This is a genomic window from Pinibacter aurantiacus (genome assembly GCF_019130065.1).
GTDB classification, from domain to species: Bacteria; Bacteroidota; Bacteroidia; order Chitinophagales; family Chitinophagaceae; genus Pinibacter; species Pinibacter aurantiacus.
Genome location: NZ_JAHSPG010000003.1, coordinates 143,314 through 166,058, shown reverse-complemented (window position 1 = coordinate 166,058; position 22,745 = coordinate 143,314). Strand labels below are relative to the sequence as shown.

Here is a 22,745-nt window from a genome sequence, read left to right as displayed (position 1 = left end):
GTGTCATCTGTGTGCCAATCAAAACCACGACATGAAATTATTTGACGTCTATCCGCTCAATGACATTACAATTGAAAAAGCTCTTGGGGCTAAAGTGTGGGACAATAATGGCCAGGAGTATCTTGATCTTTATGGTGGTCACGCTGTGATTTCCATTGGACATACAAATCCTTATTACGTTAAGCGAATAGAAGATCAATTACACAAGGTTGGGTTTTATTCTAACTCTATAAAAATTCCTTTGCAGGTGGAACTTGCTGAAAAGCTTGGTAAGGTTTCCGGCAAGGAAGACTATCAATTGTTTCTTTGTAATTCCGGTGCAGAAGCAAACGAGAATGCATTGAAGCTTGCTTCATTTTACAACGGAAGAAAAAAGATCGTTGCATTTTCAAAATCTTTCCACGGTAGAACTTCTTTAGCGGTAGCGACAACTGATAATCCTGCGATTGTTGCACCTGTTAATGCAACACAGAATGTTTCATTTCTTCCTTTCAACGATATGCAGGCACTTGAAGATCATTTCAAAAAAGAAGGAGAAGAGATAAGCGCGGTGATCATTGAAGGAATTCAGGGCGTTGGTGGTATCAATGTAGCGAGCAACGAATTTTTACAAGCGATCCGTCGTTTGTGCGATCAATATAACGCCGTATTTATTGCAGACAGCGTGCAGTGCGGTTATGGAAGAAGCGGTAAATTTTACTCACAAGATTTTGCAGGTGTAAACGCTGACGTTTATTCAATGGCAAAAGGCATGGGAAATGGTTTTCCTGTAGCGGGCATCTCCATCGCTCCGAAGCTGCATCCTAAGTATGGCATGTTGGGAACGACATTCGGAGGCAATCATTTGGCTTGTGCCGCTGCATTAGCGGTGTTGGAAGTAATTGAGCAGGACAACCTGATTCAAAACGCTGAGAACATCGGCAATTACCTTATAACAGAATTGAAGAAATTGCCAAAAATAAAAGAGGTAAGGGGCAGAGGTTTAATGATCGGCATTGCTTTGCCCGAAGAATTAAAAGATGTGAAAAAGAATCTTTTATTTAAACATAAAATTTTCACTGGCGAAGCAAAACCATATGTGATAAGACTTTTGCCGACCTTAAATATTGGTATGAAAGAAGCAGATCAATTTTTGACTGCCTTGAAAGCCGAGTTGCAGTAAGCACACTGATGACACTGATTAGACCGATGACCACTGATTTTTATTTTAACAAACACTGTAAAAATAACAGGGTCTTTGGCTATGGAAAATGGGAACTATTTATACTCTAAGCTGACTAATATTGTAATTAAAAAGTTTTACAATGTATATAATGAGCTTGGCTTTGGTTTTCTGGAAAAGGTTTATCAGAACGCACTTTATTTCGAGCTTATTTCATTGGGTTTGGCTGTAGAAACCCAGAAAGAAATTGATGTGTACTATAAGGATAAAGTCGTCGGTAAATATTATGCTGATATGCTCGTGAATGATGTACTTGTGCTGGAATTAAAGGCTGTGGAGCAAATAGTGGAGGCACATGAGCTACAGCTTATTAATTATCTAAAAGCTACGGATGTGGAAATTGGTTTGCTTTTAAACTTTGGTAAAAAGCCTGAGGTGCATAGAAAAATATTTACAAACGATAGGAAGAAACGTTTGATATAAAAGATTATAAATTAAAATTAGAAAGAGCACAATTGATAGTATTTGATTTTGATAGGCTTGTGAAAAGATCAGTGTAAATCAGTCCAATCAGCGTCATCTGTGTGCCAAAAATAGATAAGAATGAAAAATTTCATCTCCGTTCACGATGTTACAGACATCAACGCTTTGGTAAAAAAAGCACTTGCTTTTAAAGCCAACCCTTTAATGTCGCAATCTCTTGGAAAGGATAAGCGCATAGGATTATTGTTTCTAAATCCAAGTTTGCGTACGCGCCTGAGTACACAGGTAGCTGCGAAAAATTTGGGCATGGAAGCTATTGTGTTCAATGTAGATAAAGAAGGCTGGGCGCTGGAATTTGAAGAAGGAGCCATCATGAGTGGCAACACTGTGGAGCACGTGAAAGATGCGGCGCCAATCCTCGGAAGTTATTTTGACATTCTTTGCATTCGCACATTTCCTTCTTTGAAAAATAAGGAAGATGATTACAGCGAGTTGTACATTACGCAGTTTATAAAATATGCAGGTGTGCCGGTGATTAGCCTGGAGAGTGCAACCTTGCATCCGTTACAATCTTTAACAGATATCATTACCATACAGGAAAGTTTGCAGGCGCAAAAAATTACGCGCAAGCCAAAGATCGTGCTTACATGGGCGCCACACGTAAAGCCTTTGCCGCAATGCGTTGCAAACAGCTTTGCACAATGGGTGAACGCATGGGGCGAAGCAGATTTTGTGATCACACATCCGGAAGATTATGAATTGTCTGAAGAGTTTACGAAGGGAGCGACCATTACACACAACCAGGATGAAGCATTGAAAGACGCGGATTTCGTGTATGTAAAGAACTGGAGCACTTATACTGACTACGGTAAAATATATGAAAACGATCCGCGCTGGATGTTAGACAGTGAGAAGATTGCTTTGACAAACAACGCTAAAGTAATGCACTGTTTGCCAGTGAGGAGAAACGTTGAACTAAGCGATGAAGTACTGGATAGTCCAAACAGCATTGTAACCCAGGAAGCGGCGAATCGCGTGTGGGCAGCTCAAGCAGTGATTGCTGAGATATTAGGCGGGAAGTAAGCACACGGATGACACGGATTGGACGGATTTACACGGATTTTGATTAAACCACCTTATGAAGCTTGAACATTTAATCTGTAGAGAGTTAAGTGACGTTGTTATCAAAGCATTTTATAAAGTATATAACGAATTGGGATTTGGTTTTCTGGAAAGGGTTTATCAAAATGCTTTGTACCTGGAATTAAAGAGTTGTGGTTTAGAAGTTGTTGCTAACCATGCTATTGATGTGTATTACCAAAATAGCTTGGTCGGTAATTATTTCGCTGATATTTTGGTCAATGATCTTTTGATATTGGAGTTGAAGGCGGCGGCATCGATAGCTCCGGAACATGAGTTGCAGCTGATAAATTATTTGAAAGCAACCGATTTAGAAGTAGGACTTCTTTTAAACTTTGGTAAAAAGCCCGAAGTACGAAGAAAGATTTTTACGAATGATAAAAAGACACGAAACAATAACAACAGATAGCACACAGATGACACGGATTAGACGGATTTGCACAGATTTTTTAGGTTTGAGATATTGATACGTTATTTAAGAGATGAATTTCGACTGGATCATAACATATAAGTAAAAAGATCCGTGAAAATCCGTCTAATCCGTGTCATCTGTGTGCCAAATGCTTATGGAAAAGTTAGTAGTTATAAAAATTGGTGGGAACATCATTGATGATGAAGCGAAGTTGTCTGCATTTCTGAAGGACTTTGCAGCAATTGAAGGCAAGAAAATTCTAGTGCATGGTGGCGGCAAATTAGCAACGAAGTTAGCAGCGCAGCTAGGTGTTGAGCAGCAAATGATCGATGGAAGAAGAATTACTGATGCTGAGACTTTGAAGATCGTGACAATGGTTTATGCCGGTGCAATCAACAAAAATATTGTTGCACAATTGCAGGCAAACAAATGCAATGCCATTGGTTTAAGCGGTGCGGATGGCAATGTGATAAAGGCGCACAAAAGAGTTCATCCAACGATTGATTATGGTTTTGTAGGAGATGTAGATGAGGTGAACACTGTTTTACTAAAGAGTTTATTGGAGCAAAATATAGCGGTTGTCTTAGCGCCTATCACGCAAGATGGCAATGGACAACTACTGAACACAAATGCTGACACGATAGCGCAGGAAACTGCGAAAGCACTAAGTAGCATTTACAAAGTGGACCTGGTTTATTCATTTGAGAAAAGCGGAGTATTGCTTGATGCAAACGATGATAGTACGGTTATTAAAACCATCAATCCAGCATCATACAAAGAACTTAAGGAAAAGCAACTCATCTTCGCCGGAATGATCCCAAAACTTGACAATGCCTTTACTGCCTTAAACAGCGGCGTAACAAGAGTGATCATCGGCAAAGCTGAACAATTACATCACATTCTTAATGGCAATGCCGGAACAACAATTTTACATGAATAACTCAGTAGAACAATTATCGGAAAAAGCGATCGCCTTGTTGAAAGAACTGATCAGCACGCCTTCATTTTCAAAAGAAGAAAATGATACGGCAGAATTGATAACACAGTTTTTTCACGACAACAAAGTGCCTTTCGCAAGAGTAGGAAACAATGTGTACGCAAAGAATTTGCACTACGATGTTTCAAAACCCTCAGTGTTATTAAACTCTCACCACGACACTGTGAAACCCAACAAGGGTTATACACTCGATCCTTTCACCCCTGTAGTAAAAGATGGAAAATTGTTTGGTCTTGGCAGCAACGATGCGGGCGGATGCCTCGTGTCATTGATGGCTACATTCCTTCATTTTTACGATAGAAAAGATATCAGCCACAACGTTGTTTTTGCAGCAAGCGCAGAAGAAGAGATCAGCGGCGTAAATGGTATTGAATTGGTATTACCTTATTTAGGAAGTATCGACTTTGGTATTGTTGGCGAACCCACCAAAATGGAAATGGCTGTTGCAGAACGCGGCTTAATGGTGATTGATTGCACAGCGCAAGGTCGTGCAGGGCACGCTGCCAGAAACGAAGGAGAAAATGCATTGTACAAAGCGCTTGAAGATATCAACTGGATACGCAATTATAAGTTTGAAAAGGTAAGTGATCTGTTGGGCGAGTCCCGCATGACCGTTACTGTAATAGAAACGGAGAACAAACAGCACAATGTAGTTCCGGCACAATGCAAATTTGTGATCGATGTTCGAGTGAATGAATTGTACACTTTCGATGAAATACTGGATGCATTGAAAAATAATCTGCAAAGCCAGTACAAGCCTCGCACCACAAGAATGAAATCAACATCGATTTCTTTGGAACATCCTTTGGTAAAAGCAGGTATTGCACTTGGCAGAGGTTACTATGGTTCGCCAACAACTTCTGATAAAGCGTTAATGCCTTTCCCAACGCTTAAGATGGGGCCTGGAGATAGCGCCAGAAGTCATACTGCGGATGAGTACATTTATCTCGATGAAATAAAAAACGGAATCGATCTATACATACAGTTGGTGGAGAAAGTGGTGAAGTAGTCGCTGACTGTGTTGGTTTTACAAATAACCACTAAGGCACTAAGGACACTAAGTTTCACTAAGAGAAATCCATAGTGTATCTTGTGTCCTTAGAGTCTTAGTGGTGAAAGAAATAATTATACGCTCATGAAACTTTGGCAAAAAAATACTGCGTCATTGAAAGAAGTTGAAAACTTCACTGTCGGTAAAGACAGAGAATTCGACGTAATGATGGCGAAGCACGATGTGTTAGGAAATATTGCGCATGCAAAAATGCTCGCTACTATTGGTTTGCTTACAAATGAAGAGGCAAGTGATCTGGTAGCAGAGTTGAAAAATATTTATACCACAACTTCTCCAGACAGCCCGACGCCATTTTCAATTCTTGATAACATTGAAGATGTGCATTCGCAAATTGAATATTTACTTACAGAAAAACTTGGCGACACCGGAAAAAAAATCCACTCTGCACGCAGCAGGAACGACCAGGTTTTGGTGGACGTAAAGTTGTACATGCGTGATGAACTGGAGGAAGTTGTCAACACAATTGTTCCGTTTTTTGAATTGCTGATCAAACAAAGCGAGAAGTACAAAAATGATTTGTTGCCGGGCTACACGCACCTGCAACTGGCCATGCCTTCATCTTTTGGTTTGTGGTTTGGCGCATATGCAGAAGGACTGGTGGATGATATGAATGTGTTGAAAGCCGCGTATGAAATCGTGAACAAAAATCCGCTTGGTTCAGCAGCCGGTTATGGTTCTTCGTTTCCCATCAATAGAACACTTACAACAAAGCTCCTCGGTTTTGCTGACCTGAACTACAATGTTGTGTATGCACAAATGGGACGCGGCAAAGCAGAGCGAATTGTTGCAATGGCATTAGCAAATGTTGCCGATACACTGGCAAGACTAAGCATGGATGCATGTCTTTTCCTCAATCAGAATTTTGGTTTCGTAAGTTTTCCCGCTGAGCTTACAACAGGTAGCAGCATCATGCCGCACAAAAAGAATCCTGATGTATTCGAACTGATCCGTTCGCATTGCAATAGAATAAAGGCTTTGCCAAACGAGATCATGATGATGACCACAAATCTTCCTTCCGGTTATCACAGGGATCTGCAATTGCTGAAAGAACATCTGTTCCCAGCTTTCAAGACACTGAAAGATTGCATTGAAATGGCAGGTTTGATGCTAAGCAATATTGAAGTAAAAAAAGATATTCTTGCAGATGAGAAATACAAATTTCTATTTAGCGTAGAAGAAGTGAATAAACTTGTGTTGCAGGGGATTCCTTTCCGTGATGCGTACAAGAAAATAGGATTGGATATTGAAAGCAACAATTATCAATATTCAACACAGGTGAACCATACGCATGAGGGCAGCATTGGAAATTTGTGCAATGATCAAATAGAAAGAATGATGAAGGCGCAAATCGCATCGTTCAATTTTGAAGGCGTTCACGCGGCCGTTAACGATTTATTGAAATAATTCGTAGGGGCGAATCGCATTCGCCCTCGCACACATCCATGATATTCGAAGAGACAGATGCAATCTGTCTCTTTTTTTTGCGTCTGCATGATGGTGCAACAGGGCGAATGCGATTCGCCCCTACAGCACGCTGCGGTATCAATAATTAATATTTTCACAACGTCCATTCGCCACCAGCGGCACATTATTAGTGGCACCAAAAGGATTGAAATTCAGCGTCCGTTCCCGTTAACTTTTCCCGGAAAACATTGTTATAGACATTAGAGAGCATTCGGGTAACCGACGATCTTTTGCATAATAATATTTATTAATGTTTAAAAACTTAACATGCTGGAAGTAGGAAAAAAAGCGCCTGATTTTTCATTGTTTACAACACCCGATCAGCAGATCGAATTGAACCAGTTAAAAGGTAAAAGAGTAATACTGGCTTTTTATCCTGCCGACTGGAGTCCGGTTTGTGGTGATCAAATGAGTTTGTATAATGAAATGCTGAAATTTTTTCACAAACAGAATGCAGAGCTCATTGGAATTTCTGTAGACAGCAAATGGTGCCATCTCGCTTTTAGCAGAGATAGAAATTTGCATTTTCCGCTGCTTTCCGATTTTGAACCGAAGGGTGCCGTTTCCAAACTTTATGGTGTATATGATGACAAGACCGGTGAATGCAAACGTGCGCTGTACGTACTTGATGAAGAAGGTTATGTACGATGGAAATATTTATCGCCTGTTGGCGTAAATCCTGGAGCAGACGGTATTATGGATGCTCTTGATGAAATGAATAGTAAAAAATAAAAAGTTTATCTATGTCAAAATTGAGACCCGAAGTTACTGGCAATGATCACATTCAAGGCAATGTAAACGCGCCTGTTGAATTGGTTGAATATGGCGATTACGAATGCCCGCATTGTGGCCGTGCCTATCCTGTGATTAAGAAGATCCAAAAGAAAATGGGAGATAACCTGAAATTTGTTTTTCGCAATTTCCCTTTATCCGAAGTGCATCCCGATGCGAGAATGGCTGCTACTGCTGCAGAAGCCGCAGATGCTCAGGGGAAGTTCTGGGAAATGCATGATATCATTTTTGAAAATCAACGTAGTTTGAATTACGAAGACCTGATGGGTTATGCGGAATCTCTGGGCCTGGATATGGATCAATTTGAAAAAGATTTTAATAGCCGCAAATATTCCGATAGGGTAGATGAAGATTTCGAAAGTGGTCTTAGAAGCGGCGTTAATGGTACTCCGGGATTTTTTGTAAACGGCGAAAAATATAATGGCATTTGGGAAGATACAGAGCTGTTGCATTTTCTACAGAGTAAAGTGCATGCGCAGCAGCATGAGCATCATTAGGAATAGCCGAATAACTGATTAACTGAATAACTGAGTGGTTTGTGTGAAACTTTCGGTATTGCCCTGCAAGGCTTGTAGCCTTGCAGTTTTATTCCATCGCCTTTGGCGATAACAATTGCCAGAGGCAACAAAATAATCCTGCAAGGCTAGAAGCCTTGCAGAGCCACCAGCGGAAAATGACTTAATAACTGAATGGTTCAAGTGTATCTTCGAGAGTTTCACACAAACCACTCAGTTATTCAGTTAATCAGTTATTCAACTATTACTTCCTCTCCGGAATGGCAATTGTAAACACCGAGCCCTGCCCTAGTTCGCTAGTGGCGAAGATATGGCCGCTGTGGCGCTCCATTATTTTTTTGCAGATGGATAAGCCGATGCCGGTTCCTTCAATTTCGTGATAACTGTGTAGCCTTTTAAAAACTACAAAAATATCGTCCGCATATTTTTTATCGAAACCAATACCATTGTCTGTAATAAATATTTTGCAGTAAGATGATTTACCGTTGTTACTTCCGTTCAGTTCAAGCGAGCAATGTGTTTGTGCATGGATGCGTATTAACGGAGCCTCTTCTTTTTTCTTAAACTTCAGGGCATTACTGATAACGTTATAAAACACACGTCGCATTAACGAAGGGATGATCAATGCAGAAGGCAATTGATCAATCACGATGTTTGCGTTGCTTTGGTTGATCTGTACTTCCAATTCTCCAATTGCTTCTTTAACGACATTGTTTAAGTTGACCTCAACGAAATCACTATCATCCACATGATGACGCGAAAACTGCAGCAAATCGTTGACCAGTTGATGCATACGATCTGTTGAAGTTTTTATTTTCGCCAGGTATTTATCCATGTCTTCTGCAGAGCCTTTTTTCTGCAAAAGCAAATCACTGAAGAGTCTTATTTTTCGCAGAGGCTCTTGCAAATCGTGAGATGCTATGTACGCAAAACGGTCAAGCTCTTCGTTGATGGATTTTAGATGAATGTTATTTTGCTGCAGCTCCATGTTCAATTGCATAACCTTATGTTCGGACGCAAGACGCTCTTCTATTTCTTTTTGCAAATATGCATTTGTATTTAGCAGCTTTTGTTCATGCGCGACAAGCTGTTGCGTTTTGCGGAAGAGCTCTGCAAACAAGCCAACTTTAAGACGAAGTAATTCCGGGTTAACGGGCTTGTAAATAAAATCTACTGCGCCAAGTTTATAACCTTTGTAAATCGCTTCTTCCTCATGACTATGTGCCGTGATGAAGATGATGGGAATGTTCTTTAATTTGTCGCGTTGAAAAATCAAAGAAGCAGTTTCCAATCCGCTCATATCAGGCATTTGAACGTCCATCAGGATCAGGGAAAAATCATGTTGTGTAAGCAATATTTTTAAGGCTGCTTTGCCCGAGTTTGCTTTTACAATTGTATAGTTTTCCCTCTCCAGAACTGTTTCTATGGAAAGCAGATTGTCTTCACGATCATCTACAACTAATATCTTAATGTCAGGTGCCAAATGTTGCAATATGTTTCTTTTTGTAAAATATTATTAACGAAATGTTACTTCATCGATATAGATAGCCGTGTCATTTTTGTTAAGAGTCTTTTCGATTTACATGTTGGTCAATATCAGTAAAGAAAGACTGTTTGTCATCCCGACGAAGGAGGGATCTGAGAAGTTGCTTGTACTGCGTGTTAGTATCAAACTCAGAACCCTCCTTCGTCGGGATGACAAACAACGTTCTTTTAGTTTTTTCAAACAGCTTAATTGAACGACATTTTATTCTTCATTATTTATACAACCATACTCTCATCAACGACAACAACTGGTCAATTTTTACCGGTTTTGTTATGTAGTCTGATGCGCCTGCTTCGAGACATTTTTCCCTGTCACCTTTCATCGCTTTTGCGGTAACGGCAATGATCGGTAATGTATTGTTCTTGTGCTCACGCCTTATTTTTTGTGTGGTTTCATATCCATCCATTTCCGGCATCATGATGTCCATCAGCACAATATCGATGTCGTTGTTTTCACTTAAGATGTGCATAGCCTCTTTGCCACTTTCTGCAGTTATTGTGTTGATATTGTATCGCTCGAATGCAGTGGTCAAGGCAAACAGGTTTCTGACATCATCATCTACTACCAGTACTTTTTTATTGGACAGAATATCTTTCTTCGAGCGAAGGTCCTCTATTAGTTTTTGTTTTTCCGGCAAAAGGTCTTTGTGATTTATATGCAGCCACAGCACCGATTCTTCCAGCAATACATCCAGTGTGTTTACATTTTTCAGCAAAACTTTGTTGGCATATTGCTTAAGTTTCAGACGTTCTGACGGTGAAAAATCTTTTGCGGAATAAATAATTATCGGCGTTAAGTTTCCCTTATTGATCGTGTTGATTTCAGTTACAAATTCCAGTCCGCCGATATCGGGAAGCATATAGTCAACAATGATGCTATCATAAGAGTTGTTCCTGATCAACTCCAATGCCCGCATACCGCTAGATTCTACTTCGATATTCAGCAAGTCTCCATTATCAAGTATTTTGGCGATTTGTGAAGAATCGAGTTCGTTGTCTTCTACTACCAAAACACGTTTTTGTTTGCGTTCAGTTTGTTCGATAATATCCTCGAACAAAATAGTTAAGACCTCTGCTTTGAGCGGTTTCAGATTGAAGCTTTTCGCGCCTCTTTGCATAGCCAGCAATCTGTTTTCTTCGCCTGAAATTAAATGAATCGGAATGTGTTTGAAGTTGATATCATTTTTAAAGAGATCAAGAATGCGCCAACCACTTGCATCAGGTAACTTCACATCCAGCGTAACGGCGATGGGGCTATATTTATTGGTCAAATCGAGTACTTCGCCAAAGCTTGTAGCTACAATCACTTTGATATCCATTTCGTGCGCTTTTTCCATCATGATCTTTGCAAAGCGGATATCGTCTTCAACCACCAACACTACTTTGTCTGTGCTTGTTATGTTGTTCCTGTCATCGCCAATATCATTAATGATTTCGTTGAGACCCTCCAGGTCTTTCGTTTCGGCAACCTTTATCGTAGGCACTGAGTGAATCGTTCCATCAATGGCTTCTGGCAATTTGTACTCACTAACAGTGCGGCTTGTTTGTTTTTCCTTCTTGATTGTTGTAGGATTATAGCTGATAGGTAAGAAGAGAGTAAATGTACTTCCTGCGCCTGCTTCGCTTTCCAGTTCTATAGAACCACCCAGCAGATCTGCCAAACCACGGCTGATAGACAACCCCAAACCTGTACCGCCATATTTACGGCTGGTAGAACCTTCTGCTTGCTGAAACGCTTCAAAGATGATGTTCTGTTTGTCTTTTGATATACCAATACCAGTGTCTCTAATTTCAAATGCAACTACTCCGTCAGCATTATCAAGGCTTGGCATCATGCCTTGTTTCCAGTTTTTCCTTGCTTCATAAATGCGCAGCTTAACTTCTCCTTTTTCGGTAAATTTAAATGCGTTTGACAATAAGTTTTTAAGGATCTGGTTAAGACGTTGTGCATCCGTTTCAAGGCTTGCAGGAAGCTTCTCATCCATTTCAATACTGAATCGTAAATTCTTGCTTTCGGAGATATGCTTGAAGGTTGTTTCCACAAACGATATAACTGCATTGAATCGCAGGTTGATAAAGTCTGTAGAAATATAACCGGATTCAATTTTAGAAAGATCGAGAATATCGTTGATCAATTGAATGAGGTCATCGCCGCAACTGTGAATGGTTTTTGCGTAGCGTACTTGTTTTTCATTCAGGTTGCCTTCATGGTTCTCATACAACTGCTGTGCAAGAATGAGCAATGAGTTAAGCGGTGTTCTCAACTCATGCGACATGTTTGCAAGGAACTCTGATTTGTATTTTGATGTAAGCTGTAATTGTTCTGCTTTTTCTTCCAGTGATTTTCTTGCTTCTTCCACCTCTTTATTTTTCGCTTCCACTTCTTCTTTTTGTTTTACCAGAAGGTGAGCTTTATCCTGCAGCTCTTCGTTGGTTCTTCTTAATTCATCAGTCAAAGATTGTGATTGTTCCAGCAGGTCTTCCGTACGTGAGTTTGCTTCAATCGTATTCAATACGATACCGATACTTTCAGTTAACTGGCTTAAAAAGTCAAGGTGCGTTTGGCTGAATGTATCGAAAGAGGCAAGTTCAATAACAGCTTTGATTTCTGTTTCGAACAATACCGGCAACACGATCAAATTCACTGGATTTGCCTGTCCCAGGCCAGATCCAATTTTACTATAGTTGTTCGGAACGTTTGTCAACAAAATTCTTTCTTTATCAACAGCGCACTGACCCACCAAACCCTGGCCAAGATCAAACTCGCGAGATATACTTACTTCATCGCCATAGGCGTATGCAGCGAAGAGTTTTAATTTTTGATTTTGTAAATTTTCATCTTGCTCCAAAATGTAGAACATACCTTTCTGTGCGTTTACAACTTGCGCCAATTCAGAAAGGATGCGTCGCGTTACTGTGTTCAGATCTTTTTGTCCCTGCAACATTTGTGTGAACTTCGCAAGGTTCGATTTCAACCAGTCTTGTTCCTGGTTACGCAAAGTTGTTTGTTTCAGGTTTGCGATCATTTGGTTAATAGTGTCTTTCAACTCTTCTACTTCACCTTTTGCTTCCACGCGAATCATCTGTGTAAGATCACCTTTCGTTACCGCAGAAGCCACCGCCGAGATCGCACGCACCTGTGTAGTTAAGTTTTCTGCAAGCTGGTTTACGTTTTCTGTAAGATTCTTCCAAATGCCGGAAGCGCCCGGTACGCTTGACTGTCCGCCCAGCCTACCTTCAACACCCACCTCACGGGCAACGTTTGTTACCTGGTCGCCAAACACTGCGAGCGTATCAATCATTTCATTGATCGTATCTGTAAGTTGAGCAACCTCACCACGAGATACAATCGATAGTTTTTGTTTCAAGTTACCTGTTGCAACGGCCGTTACAACTTTTGCAATACCACGCACCTGGTTGGTAAGGTTAGAGGCCATCATGTTTACAGAGTCGGTCAAATCTTTCCATGTGCCCGCAACGCCCTGTACATCTGCCTGTCCGCCTAACTTACCTTCTGTTCCTACCTCACGTGCCACACGCGTTACCTCGTATGCAAAAGAGTTCAGCTGATCCACCATCGTGTTGATGGTGTTTTTCAAATCGAAGATTTCGCCTTTTACATCGATCGTTACTTTCTTCGACAAGTCACCGGAAGCCACGGCCTTGGTCACTTCTGCGATGTTACGCACTTGCGATGTAAGGTTACCCGTCATCTGGTTTACAGAGTCAGTCAAGTCCTTCCATGTACCCGCAACGCCCGGTACAAAAGCCTGCCCACCCAGTTTACCATCTGTACCTACCTCACGTGCCACACGCGTTACCTCGGATGCAAACGCACGCAACTGATCCACCATCGTGTTCAGCGTTTCTTTCAATTGCAAAATTTCTCCGCGTACATCCACCGTGATTTTTCGCGACATGTCTCCATTCGCCACGGCAATCGCCACATCGGCAATGTTACGCACCTGGTCAGTAAGGTTGCCGGCCATCTGGTTCACCGAGTCGGTCAAGTCTTTCCAAGTACCACCAACTCCGGGTACATTTGCTTGACCGCCCAGCTTGCCATCTGTACCTACCTCACGAGCCACACGGGTTACTTCAGATGCGAATGCTCGCAACTGATCCACCATCGTGTTGATTGTATTTTTAAGTTCAAGAATTTCTCCTTTTACGTCCACTTCAATTTTACGGGAAAGGTCACCATTCGCAACAGCTGTCGTTACCTCGGCAATGTTTCGCACTTGCGATGTAAGGTTGGACGCCATGATGTTTACAGAGTCGGTCAAGTCTTTCCAAAGACCTTCAACACCTTTTACCTGCGCCTGTCCACCAAGCCTACCTTCAGAACCTACTTCCAGCGCCACACGCGTAACCTCAGAACCAAATGAGTTCAACTGGTCCACCATCGTGTTGATGGTGTTTTTCAACTCAAGAATTTCTCCTTTTACATCCACCGTAATTTTTCTTGACAGATCACCTTTTGCCACAGCGGTTGTTACCTCAGCGATGTTTCGCACCTGCGCTGTAAGGTTTGATCCCATCTGGTTTACAGACTCCGTCAAGTCTTTCCATGTACCACCCACACCCTGTACTTTCGCCTGACCGCCAAGTTTACCTTCAGTACCAACCTCAAGTGCCACGCGGGTTACCTCAGATGCGAAAGAGTTCAACTGATCCACCATCGTGTTGATGGTTTTTTTCAGTTCAAGAATTTCTCCTTCTACGTTTACCGTAATTTTTTTAGAAAGGTCACCGTTCGCTACCGCTGTTGTTACTTCTGCGATGTTACGCACCTGCGCTGTAAGATTAGATGCCATCTGGTTTACAGAGTCAGTCAAATCTTTCCATGTACCGCCAACGCCTTTTACCTGCGCCTGTCCGCCGAGCTTTCCTTCTGTACCCACTTCCAACGCCACACGGGTTACCTCGGATGCGAAAGAGTTCAACTGGTCCACCATGGTGTTGATGGTGTTTTTCAATTCAAGAATTTCTCCTTTTACATCCACCGTAATTTTTCTTGACAAATCGCCATTTGCCACGGCTGTCGTCACCTCCGCAATGTTACGCACCTGCGCTGTAAGGTTTGATCCCATTTGGTTTACAGACTCTGTCAAATCTTTCCACACACCACCAACTCCTTTTACCGTTGCCTGGCCACCAAGCTTTCCTTCCGATCCCACTTCTCTAGCCATACGTGTTACCTCAGATGAAAATGAGTTCAGCTGATCCACCATTGTGTTGATCGTATTCTTTAACTCAAGGATTTCTCCTTTTACGTCCACTGTAATTTTTCTTGACAGGTCACCACGGGCCACAGCAGTTGTTACCTCGGCAATGTTACGCACCTGGCCAGTCAGGTTAGATGCCATCTGGTTTACGGAATCTGTGAGATCTTTCCATGTACCCGCAACACCTTTTACTTCGGCCTGTCCGCCGAGCTTACCATCTGTACCCACCTCACGAGCCACACGCGTAACCTCAGAGGAGAATGAGTTCAACTGGTCCACCATCGTATTGATGGTGTTTTTCAGTTCAAGAATTTCTCCTTCTACATCCACCGTAATTTTTTTGGATAGATCTCCTTTCGCCACTGCGGTAGTTACGTCCGCAATGTTACGCACCTGCGCCGTAAGATTACCTGCCATCTGGTTCACAGAATCCGTAAGATCTTTCCACACACCCGCTACATCTTTTACTTTCGCTTGTCCGCCGAGTTTACCTTCAGAACCTACTTCACGGGCAACACGTGTAACCTCCATTGAAAAGAGGTTCAGCTGTTTCACCATTCCGTTTACTTCAGTGGCAATGCGTGCAAACTCGCCCTGCAAGCGGTGGTTACCGATTTGCAATGGCATTTCTTGTGACAAATTTCCTTTTGCCACAGAGCTGATTACGTGTGCAATTTCAATGGTGGGATGTACAAGATCGGAGATCAAAGTGTTGATAGAATCGACAGCCGTGTTCCATGAACCACGCGCTGCGCGTGGAAGCTCCACACGGTGATTGAGTTTTCCTTCTTTACCAATGGTATTTCTTGCCAGTAAAAGTTCTTCTACCAACAGTTCGTTGAGCGAAAGAATTTCATTAACAGTATCGCATATTTTCCCGTTTACACCTACTTTGTCAACAGGCATTCTTACACTAAAATTACCGCCCTTTGCTTCGGAAAGTACCTGAAGTAATTGTCGTGTATCCAATTCATCACTCTGGAAATCTTCGTTGATTTTTGCAGTACTTTTCTTTTTGGTGGCTGTGCCGTTTGCTACAGGTGATAAAGTTTCGGTTGCTTCGTTGTTGGGTTGATTGGCAGGATACTTTTTGCGAGTGCTCATTTTAACAGTTGTTGTAACGAACTATGTTACAAATAAAAGGCCATGTTTAAAGTTGCAACACACGCCATAATGTGGAAATTTATTTTAAATTTTTATCATGTAATATTTTATCGCAGCAGGCGAAATAGTATCTTAGCACTCGCTTTGCTTACGAGCGCAAATATGAGAGTACCTTTAAGCCAACCCACACGATCCATACTTTTAGCGGAGGATGATGCCGATGACCAGGAGCTTTTATCAAGCGCTCTTCGTGAGATAGATCCGGAGGTGGATATTATTTGTATTACCAATGGGCGCAAGTTTGTCTCATACCTGGAAAGCATACAGGACGCGCAATTACCGTCACTGATCATTCTCGATTATAACATTCCCGAACTTACAGGCGTTGAAATACTTACAATAATTAACGAGGACGAACGCTACAGCGACATTCCTAAAATAGTTTGGAGCACGTCAAAATCGCCGGTTTTTAAGACTATGAGTTTTGATATGGGAGTGGTAGACTACATTATTAAGCCAAACGATATCGCCTCATTTTCTGACATTGCCCGGCACATGCTTTCCTTTGTAAAATGAGAAAGCATTTTTTTCTTCACAAAATTTTATTCCACGATTTTTAATAACCTGCTATGCAATGGATTGCAAGTAGAAAATTTGTGGAATTATTTCCCCGATTTGAGAAGGCGAGAATTATGAATGATGAATGATGAATTTGGGACGTCACCTCTATTCATCATTCATAATTATTTGTCACTCTTCGGCCACTTTCTTAATCTCCACCAAGATTGGTTGCCAGCCTCCCGAAGATATAGCTTCGTCGTAGCGTTTATCGCCGTCGCCAACTTTGCTGTAGTCGCCTTGTGTTACGGTAAGTAATGTTTCTCCATTTTGCGGCGTTAGTTCGTATGTTACGGTGAGGTAATTTTCCGGAACATCTGCTATGCCTGAGTTTGGATCAATGGTGGTGTATTCCAAAAACTTTTTTGGTTGAATATTTACGATGGTGCCTTTCACCGCCACCATATCCTGGCCGTTGAAGTTTCCTTTCCAAAGCAAAGGGCTTCCCTGTTCCCAGTCGGAAACGGTTTCGCAGCCAAACATGTACTTTTTGGTTTCTTCAGGCTTCGTTAATGTGTCCCAAACTTTTGAAGCAGGTGCATTTATAACGATGGTGTTTTTTACGATTAATGGATTGCTCATGGTAATTGTTTTTCTGTTTATGCAATGTTAGGCAGATTGTTATTGGATGGATTGCATTTTACGGATTATTTCTAACGGAAAAAGGTGTGAGACCAAACTTCTTCTTGAAAGCGTTATTGAAATGCTGAGGTGTTGCATAGCCAAGTTCGTACGAAATTTCTGCGGCTGTTTTTTTAGTGTCGCGCAAATATTGATGGGCCAGGTGCAAACGTTGTTCTGCAAGATAACCAAACACTGTGTTGTTGAATGTTTCCTTAAAGCCGCGTTTCAGCTTGTATTCATTAAGACCAACCAATCTTGAAATTTGTGAAAGGTTAGGCGGGTCGGTCACTCTTTCATTGATGAGGTCGCGCACGGCAATGATCTTTTCTTTATCAGCTTTGTTTTTAATGAAGGGATCTTTTTTGTTGGCAAGATCATACGACTCCGCGCAAAGCACCAATAACTCGATGCATTTAGAAAGCATGAAGAGTTTTTTAAGATCGCCGCTATAATTGCAATTGATCACTTGTTGTATTACTTGCTGGATCGGCGAGTCAATACTGCCCCAGTTTTCGCTAAGCATAATGCTTTCATCATTCATGATCGCTTCCGCAAATCGCTTCAATGCGTCAGTAGCGTTTTGTGTGAAGTTGACAAAGACTGCCCTGGGAAATTGTACGCCAAATGTTTCCACTTCGGCGGTTTTGTTTTGCACTACAATGTCAAAGTCTTTCGAGAACATAATGTTGTGATGGCCGCCAATAAGGTCGTATGTTTTATTAAGCTGCTTGTAAGTGAATGCATAGTCTCCTTTCAATCCAAAGTGCAAACGAACAACATCGGAGTTTTGCTGACTTGCGGAAAAAACGCTTCCCACTTCGGCACTTGAAATGGCATGTCCCATTTTGATTTCATCAAATGTCCATGTAGTAGAACGGATGATCCTGTTGTCAATGATGCGTTCGAGTTTTTCTTCCATGGGAAATGTTGAAAGGCAAATTTACAAAAGAGGTTGGGGAGGAGCAAGAGAGGCCGGCAGCCAGTAGCCAGAGGCAGCATACTTTACATTATTGTGCTGTATGTAGTTCAAGAATTAGTTGCACGGAAACACCGGCTACCGGCCCTGGCCACTACAAATACCACACATCACCCGCAGACAATGTCAGATAAACAATGTCTCCTTCCTTATAATGATTGTCAATCGTTTTTGCAGTAATAGTCGTTCCCGGAATGGTGATTGTTAAGTCGTGAAGACTTCCTTCGAAGCTTACTTTTTTCACAATGCCTTTGATCGCATTGTTGGTTTCTGCGCCGACAATTTTAAAACTTTCGGGACGAATCAGGAGATTGCTTCCTGCCAAAATAAATTTTCCAAAAATGCCGGCGTTGTCTGCCGGTATTAAGTTGTAAGAACCGAAGAGTCCAGCCACATATTCGTTGGTGGGATGTTTGTAAATTTCCTGTGGGGTGCCCTGTTGTGCAATTTTCCCATTTTTTAAAACGATAATCTCATCGGCCCATGAAAGCGTATCAAACGGATCGTGTGAGCAGATGATACAAGAGGTGCCCAAATGTTCCTGGATGTCTTTGATGACTTTTTTAAGTGTGTTTTTATGGATGAGATCAAGATTGGAAAATGGTTCGTCGAGCAATAAAAGTCGCGGTGAAGAAATGAGCAGTCTCGCCATGGCAATGCGTTGCTTTTCCCCGCCGGAAAGCTTGTCTGTTCTGCGTTTAAGCAAATGGCTTATTTCGCAGATGTCAAACAGTTTGTTGGCTTCTTCTTCCGGTAGCTCGTTTGCGTAAGACAATAATTCTTCTACCCTGTAATTGTTCAGCAATTCATAGTGTTGCGATAGATAGGCGATACCTGCATGTCCCGGAATTAATTTTTCCGCTGGCCCTTCCACACGAGTGCCTTCAAAATAAATGTTCCCCTGATCCGGTTGTGAAAGTCCGGCGATAGATTTGAGCAATGTGCTTTTTCCTGATCCTGTCTCGCCCGCAATGGCAATGTTTTGCGTTTTGTTTTGCGAAAAACTTACACCATTCAAAACATCACTGGTTTCAATACGTTTGTAGATATCTGTTACTTGTAAAAAGGTCATCGGTTCAGGATTTGGAGGCGTGAAAATACAAATAAGTTGAGAGTTGAGAGTGGAGAGTTGAGAGTTGTTGGGAAATAATGGCCAGCAACGCTCAGCCAGCGGCCCGTAGTTGTGCGCAACATCTCTTTAAATAATCAAACTGGTTAATGATGGAAAGGCTATTTCTCCTCAACGCTGGCTGGAGGTAGCTGGCTACTGGCAATCTCTTCGACAACTCTCCATTCTCCACTCTCCATTCTCAACTCTCAACTAACTTCCTATATTGCACTATGAATTTTTCTGAACCAGAAATAAGAACGGTTAATGTAACGCGTTATGTGACGCCGTTGCGTGAGGGCGGTTCGCTGCCTGCCATTGCCGAGGCGGATGATGGATTTAAGTATGTGCTTAAATTTCGCGGGGCGGGACAGGGAGTGAAGGCGCTTGTGGCGGAATTGATCGGTGGAGAAATTGCACGAGCGCTCGGACTGAAAATGCCAGAGATAGTTTTTGCAAATCTTGATACAGCATTCGGCCGCACAGAACCGGATGAAGAAATACAGGACTTATTGAAAGCGAGCGTGGGGCTGAATCTTGCGATACATTATTTGTCAGGCGCCATTACTTATGATCCTGTGGTGACAAAGCTCGATCCATTATTGGCTTCGCAAATTGTGTGGATGGATTGCCTGTTGACCAATGTTGACCGCACTGCACGCAATACCAATATGCTGATGTGGCACCGTGAACTTTGGCTGATCGATCATGGTGCGTCCTTATATTTTCATCATTCATGGAGCAATTGGGAAGAGCAGGCGGTGAGGCCATTCGCTATGGTGAAAGATCATGTATTGCTTCCGCAGGCTAGTGAATTGGAGAAAGTAGATGAAAGATTCCGTGAGATATTGACGAGTGATCGCATTCAATCAATCGTTAGTACCGTGCCCGATGAATGGCTGACAGGTTATGGAGAAGATATGACACCGCAGGAAATAAAACAGGTGTATGTACAATTTTTAACAACGCGTATCGCGCAATCCAACGTTTTTGTAAAAGAAGCACAACATGCAAGAAAATCACTTATTTGAGTACGCCGTTATACGTGTAGTGCCTCGCGTAGAGCGTGAAGAATTTCTGAACGTTGGGATCGTGCTGTACTGTCGTAAACCTGTTTTTTTAGAAACGATTTATGCGCTCGACCAAGAGCGTCTTCGTGCATTATATGCAGATATTGATATTGACCAGCTACGTGACTATTTGAAAGCTTTTGCATTAATTGCCGCCGGAGATACTAATGGTGGGCCTATTGCAAAACTTGATGTAGCATCACGTTTCCGCTGGCTGACTGCAACACGCAGCACGATAATTCAAACTTCTAAAGTACATCCGGGATTTTGCGCGGAACCGCAGAAAGCGGCGAAAAAGTTGTTTGAAGAGTTTGTGGTGTGAGTCTCGAATCTTTACCACTAAGGCACTAAGGACACTAAGACTCACTAAGAGAGTCTGAAATTAAAACAACACTTAGCGAAACTTAGTGTCCTTAGTGCCTTAGTGGTAAAAGAAATATTCAAACAGTTTGATGTAGGCTTATCCCACCCGCATACCACTCAAATCTCTGTAGACTTTAGGTGTAATGCCTTCTACTTTTTTAAATAGCCTCACAAAATAATTTACGTCGGTAAAGCCGCATCTGTAGCTTATTTCGGTGATGGTATGGCCATTGTATGCAAGCAATTGTTTAGCAAGTTTTATTCTTTCATTGTTAATATAATCAAGCGGTGTGATGCCGAATTGCTGACGAAACCATTTGAAGAAATCATTGCGGCTCATGTACGCTTTGCGGCTTAGCGTATCAACGGCAATTTTGCCGGTAAGGTTTTCGTGAATATAGTTGAGGATGTAATGAAGTCTTGTACGATTGCTTGTTTCTGATGCTTCACTCGCAGTTTGTACCAAGTGCTGGCTTTGGACAAGTCTTATCAGTAGCTCTTTTAGATTGAGATCTGCATAAATGTTCTTCGCAGTATCGCTGCTGCTACAAATGCGGATCAGTTTGTTGATGACATCCGTGATCTCAGCATCGTTGTTGAAGTGGTATTGATTAAACTGCAGTTTCCAGTTATGCTTAATGTCTGGATCGCTGTTGTAATGACTATCTAAATAGCCGAGCGTATCATTGATATATTTGGAATCTACGGTGAGTGCTACACACTGTGTTGGATTAAGCTCTGATGCTTCAGGAAAATCAATTACCATGGGTTCGTTCCCGGCGGCGATTGCCGTTTCTCCGGGTACGTAAGTGAATTCTGGTTTATTAAAAAGATGCACGATCTTTTTTCCCCGCATCATGCTGGTAATTACAAAATCATTGAAGGTAAGCGGAACACGATAAGTTTCCTCGTAGCTTTCAAATATGTTCAGTTCGCAGTTGTTGAGATTGAACACACGCCTGTTCTCCACAAGTTTTTGCAGCTCTTTGCGGGGAGTGAGGCTAATGGTGTTCAAATAATTATGACTAGGCACAACCGAACGTTTTTGGTTAGATCAAAATACTAAAAAATAATCCAAGGCTGAAAAACTAAAGTACGATTGTGCTATAAATAAGTACTAAAGTGCAGTACCAGAAAAAAATAAAAGGGGAAGTTAGAGGTGTGACTGACTGAAATGGTGGTAAGTGGGTAGCTCCGGCCTGTAACGAGATTTAGTGAAAAACCACAATTGATGGAACGATCTTAGGCAAGCAAAGGACGGCATTATTACACAGCGGGGACAAATCAGGATTTTTTCATAGTAATGAACAGGTGTCGGATAATGAAGAGCGGTGGCGAAAGCTGCTGCTCTTTCTTTTTTATTAGATTGCATTTCTTCTAACCAATTGTTCTACAACTTCTTCAATGCAGTAAAATAAAGACTTTCGACTGTTCATGAAAATGAGTATTTTCATGACCGTAAGGCTTTGCCATCAATTGAGAATAACCCCAAATAGTAAATTTTGAAATCAAAATTTATAAACCAACCATTTAACTTACTGCTTTTCGCAGCGACCATGCTTTTTATTGCATCTATTTTCATAAGAGATGAAACCGCCAATCTTCACTACAACGACGCATACTATGTACTTTCCTTAAAAATGATTTGTCTTTGTGGTGTGGTTTTCCTTGGTTTTTTCTGGCTTCTCTACAGGGCTACCAATAATTTTTTGTATTCACGCATACTTACCTGGCTGCATGTGGTGATAACTGTTGCTGCCATATTTCTTTTCCTTTCTGCCTTGCAATCAAACAATGTAAACAAACCTAGGCGATACATTGATATTGTAGGGGTTGATACGATTGATCATAGCTATGTAACTTCTATCATCATCCTCATCTGTGCATTTATCATTGCCCAGTTCATTTACATGTTGAACATACTTTTTGGCTTGTCCTCGAAGTCGTCACTGGAATAACTGAATAACTGAGTAACTGAATAACTGAGTTGTTGAGTCATTGAGCTATTGAATAATTGAACAGAAGGGGGATGTCGCCTTATAAGTTCAGTTATTCAGTTATTGCTTCCCTGA

The 22,745-nt window shown here is 41.6% G+C and carries 19 protein-coding genes; 13 read left to right on the top strand and 6 right to left on the bottom strand.

Translation table 11 applies throughout. The features are described from left to right. Positions 1-31 precede the first annotated feature (31 nt). From KTO63_RS06485 to KTO63_RS06445, 9 genes are all read left to right on the top strand, one after another. The gene (locus KTO63_RS06485; RefSeq protein WP_217790431.1) at positions 32-1,162 is read left to right on the top strand and encodes an aspartate aminotransferase family protein; all 1,131 of its coding nucleotides are present in this window, start codon (positions 32-34) and stop codon (positions 1,160-1,162) included. A gap of 81 nt (positions 1,163-1,243) precedes the next feature. Next, positions 1,244-1,645 (top strand): GxxExxY protein, encoded by a 402-nt coding sequence (locus KTO63_RS06480; protein WP_217790430.1) that lies wholly within the window; start codon positions 1,244-1,246, stop codon positions 1,643-1,645. A 120-nt stretch (positions 1,646-1,765) separates the two neighbouring features. Beyond that, a complete protein-coding gene (locus KTO63_RS06475) occupies positions 1,766-2,728 on the top strand; it encodes an N-acetylornithine carbamoyltransferase (RefSeq protein WP_217790429.1) in 963 nt (320 codons plus the stop codon). Positions 2,729-2,783: 55 nt separating this feature from the next. Then, positions 2,784-3,194, top strand: a complete 411-nt coding sequence (locus tag KTO63_RS06470) for a GxxExxY protein (protein WP_217790428.1) — start codon at positions 2,784-2,786, stop codon at positions 3,192-3,194. A 157-nt stretch (positions 3,195-3,351) separates the two neighbouring features. Then, positions 3,352-4,137 (top strand): acetylglutamate kinase, encoded by a 786-nt coding sequence (gene argB, locus KTO63_RS06465; protein WP_217790427.1) that lies wholly within the window; start codon positions 3,352-3,354, stop codon positions 4,135-4,137. Then, positions 4,130-5,203 (top strand): M20 family metallo-hydrolase, encoded by a 1,074-nt coding sequence (locus tag KTO63_RS06460; RefSeq protein WP_217790426.1) that lies wholly within the window; start codon positions 4,130-4,132, stop codon positions 5,201-5,203. Before argB ends, KTO63_RS06460 begins: the two co-directional genes overlap by 8 nt. Before the next feature lie 126 nt (positions 5,204-5,329). Then, a complete protein-coding gene (gene argH / locus KTO63_RS06455) occupies positions 5,330-6,670 on the top strand; it encodes an argininosuccinate lyase (RefSeq protein ID WP_217790425.1) in 1,341 nt (446 codons plus the stop codon). A gap of 327 nt (positions 6,671-6,997) precedes the next feature. Continuing rightward, entirely contained in the window at positions 6,998-7,462 is a 465-nt protein-coding gene (locus tag KTO63_RS06450) for a redoxin domain-containing protein (RefSeq protein WP_217790424.1), read from the top strand. Between the two features lie 11 nt (positions 7,463-7,473). Continuing rightward, positions 7,474-8,019: a DsbA family protein gene (locus KTO63_RS06445; RefSeq protein ID WP_217790423.1), complete on the top strand. Its 546-nt coding sequence runs from the start codon at positions 7,474-7,476 to the stop codon at positions 8,017-8,019. A gap of 262 nt (positions 8,020-8,281) precedes the next feature. Here KTO63_RS06445 and KTO63_RS06440 read toward each other — a convergent pair whose 3' ends face one another. Both KTO63_RS06440 and KTO63_RS06435 read right to left on the bottom strand, forming a co-directional pair. Beyond that, positions 8,282-9,529 (bottom strand): sensor histidine kinase, encoded by a 1,248-nt coding sequence (locus KTO63_RS06440; protein ID WP_232373059.1) that lies wholly within the window; start codon positions 9,527-9,529, stop codon positions 8,282-8,284. A gap of 265 nt (positions 9,530-9,794) precedes the next feature. Continuing rightward, complete coding sequence (locus KTO63_RS06435; protein ID WP_217790422.1) at positions 9,795-15,914, bottom strand: HAMP domain-containing protein; 6,120 nt, start codon at positions 15,912-15,914, stop codon at positions 9,795-9,797. Positions 15,915-16,076: 162 nt separating this feature from the next. On the opposite strand from KTO63_RS06435, the gene KTO63_RS06430 reads away from it, so the two are divergent. Beyond that, a complete protein-coding gene (locus tag KTO63_RS06430; RefSeq protein WP_217790421.1) occupies positions 16,077-16,490 on the top strand; it encodes a response regulator in 414 nt (137 codons plus the stop codon). Positions 16,491-16,664: 174 nt separating this feature from the next. Here the strand turns inward: KTO63_RS06430 and KTO63_RS06425 are convergent, their stop codons facing one another. The 3 genes from KTO63_RS06425 to KTO63_RS06415 form a co-directional block, all read right to left on the bottom strand. Next, positions 16,665-17,114 carry an SRPBCC domain-containing protein gene (locus KTO63_RS06425; RefSeq protein WP_217790420.1) on the bottom strand — a complete coding sequence of 150 codons (450 nt, stop codon included), beginning with the start codon at positions 17,112-17,114 and terminating at the stop codon, positions 16,665-16,667. Positions 17,115-17,172: 58 nt separating this feature from the next. After that, entirely contained in the window at positions 17,173-18,075 is a 903-nt protein-coding gene (locus KTO63_RS06420; protein ID WP_217790419.1) for a helix-turn-helix domain-containing protein, read from the bottom strand. Between the two features lie 151 nt (positions 18,076-18,226). Continuing rightward, positions 18,227-19,204, bottom strand: coding sequence for an ABC transporter ATP-binding protein (locus KTO63_RS06415; protein ID WP_217790418.1), 978 nt, complete (start codon positions 19,202-19,204; stop codon positions 18,227-18,229). A 269-nt stretch (positions 19,205-19,473) separates the two neighbouring features. On the opposite strand from KTO63_RS06415, the gene KTO63_RS06410 reads away from it, so the two are divergent. Continuing rightward, entirely contained in the window at positions 19,474-20,271 is a 798-nt protein-coding gene (locus KTO63_RS06410) for a HipA family kinase (RefSeq protein ID WP_217790417.1), read from the top strand. Next, positions 20,249-20,632, top strand: a complete 384-nt coding sequence (locus KTO63_RS06405) for a DUF3037 domain-containing protein (protein WP_217790416.1) — start codon at positions 20,249-20,251, stop codon at positions 20,630-20,632. Before KTO63_RS06410 ends, KTO63_RS06405 begins: the two co-directional genes overlap by 23 nt. A 138-nt stretch (positions 20,633-20,770) precedes the next feature. Here the strand turns inward: KTO63_RS06405 and KTO63_RS06400 are convergent, their stop codons facing one another. Then, positions 20,771-21,706 carry an AraC family transcriptional regulator gene (locus KTO63_RS06400; RefSeq protein ID WP_217790415.1) on the bottom strand — a complete coding sequence of 312 codons (936 nt, stop codon included), beginning with the start codon at positions 21,704-21,706 and terminating at the stop codon, positions 20,771-20,773. A 469-nt stretch (positions 21,707-22,175) separates the two neighbouring features. Here KTO63_RS06400 and KTO63_RS06395 point away from each other — a divergent pair, with 469 nt between their 5' ends. Next, positions 22,176-22,631 carry a hypothetical protein gene (locus tag KTO63_RS06395; protein ID WP_217790414.1) on the top strand — a complete coding sequence of 152 codons (456 nt, stop codon included), beginning with the start codon at positions 22,176-22,178 and terminating at the stop codon, positions 22,629-22,631. Positions 22,632-22,745 lie beyond the last annotated feature (114 nt).

Excerpts from the sequence above, each read along its gene's own strand:
- KTO63_RS06430 (WP_217790421.1), top strand. The coding sequence starts at position 16,077 with ATGAGAGTACCTTTAAGCCAACCCACACGATCCATACTTTTAGCGGAG.
- argB (WP_217790427.1), top strand. The coding sequence starts at position 3,352 with ATGGAAAAGTTAGTAGTTATAAAAATTGGTGGGAACATCATTGATGAT.
- KTO63_RS06480 (WP_217790430.1), top strand. The coding sequence starts at position 1,244 with ATGGAAAATGGGAACTATTTATACTCTAAGCTGACTAATATTGTAATT.
- KTO63_RS06405 (WP_217790416.1), top strand. The coding sequence starts at position 20,249 with ATGCAAGAAAATCACTTATTTGAGTACGCCGTTATACGTGTAGTGCCT.
- argH (WP_217790425.1), top strand. The coding sequence starts at position 5,330 with ATGAAACTTTGGCAAAAAAATACTGCGTCATTGAAAGAAGTTGAAAAC.
- KTO63_RS06410 (WP_217790417.1), top strand. The coding sequence starts at position 19,474 with ATGAATTTTTCTGAACCAGAAATAAGAACGGTTAATGTAACGCGTTAT.
- KTO63_RS06415 (WP_217790418.1), bottom strand. The coding sequence starts at position 19,204 with ATGACCTTTTTACAAGTAACAGATATCTACAAACGTATTGAAACCAGT.
- KTO63_RS06420 (WP_217790419.1), bottom strand. The coding sequence starts at position 18,075 with ATGGAAGAAAAACTCGAACGCATCATTGACAACAGGATCATCCGTTCT.
- KTO63_RS06425 (WP_217790420.1), bottom strand. The coding sequence starts at position 17,114 with ATGAGCAATCCATTAATCGTAAAAAACACCATCGTTATAAATGCACCT.
- KTO63_RS06445 (WP_217790423.1), top strand. The coding sequence starts at position 7,474 with ATGTCAAAATTGAGACCCGAAGTTACTGGCAATGATCACATTCAAGGC.
- KTO63_RS06485 (WP_217790431.1), top strand. The coding sequence starts at position 32 with ATGAAATTATTTGACGTCTATCCGCTCAATGACATTACAATTGAAAAA.
- KTO63_RS06450 (WP_217790424.1), top strand. The coding sequence starts at position 6,998 with ATGCTGGAAGTAGGAAAAAAAGCGCCTGATTTTTCATTGTTTACAACA.
- KTO63_RS06435 (WP_217790422.1), bottom strand. The coding sequence starts at position 15,914 with ATGAGCACTCGCAAAAAGTATCCTGCCAATCAACCCAACAACGAAGCA.
- KTO63_RS06470 (WP_217790428.1), top strand. The coding sequence starts at position 2,784 with ATGAAGCTTGAACATTTAATCTGTAGAGAGTTAAGTGACGTTGTTATC.
- KTO63_RS06475 (WP_217790429.1), top strand. The coding sequence starts at position 1,766 with ATGAAAAATTTCATCTCCGTTCACGATGTTACAGACATCAACGCTTTG.
- KTO63_RS06460 (WP_217790426.1), top strand. The coding sequence starts at position 4,130 with ATGAATAACTCAGTAGAACAATTATCGGAAAAAGCGATCGCCTTGTTG.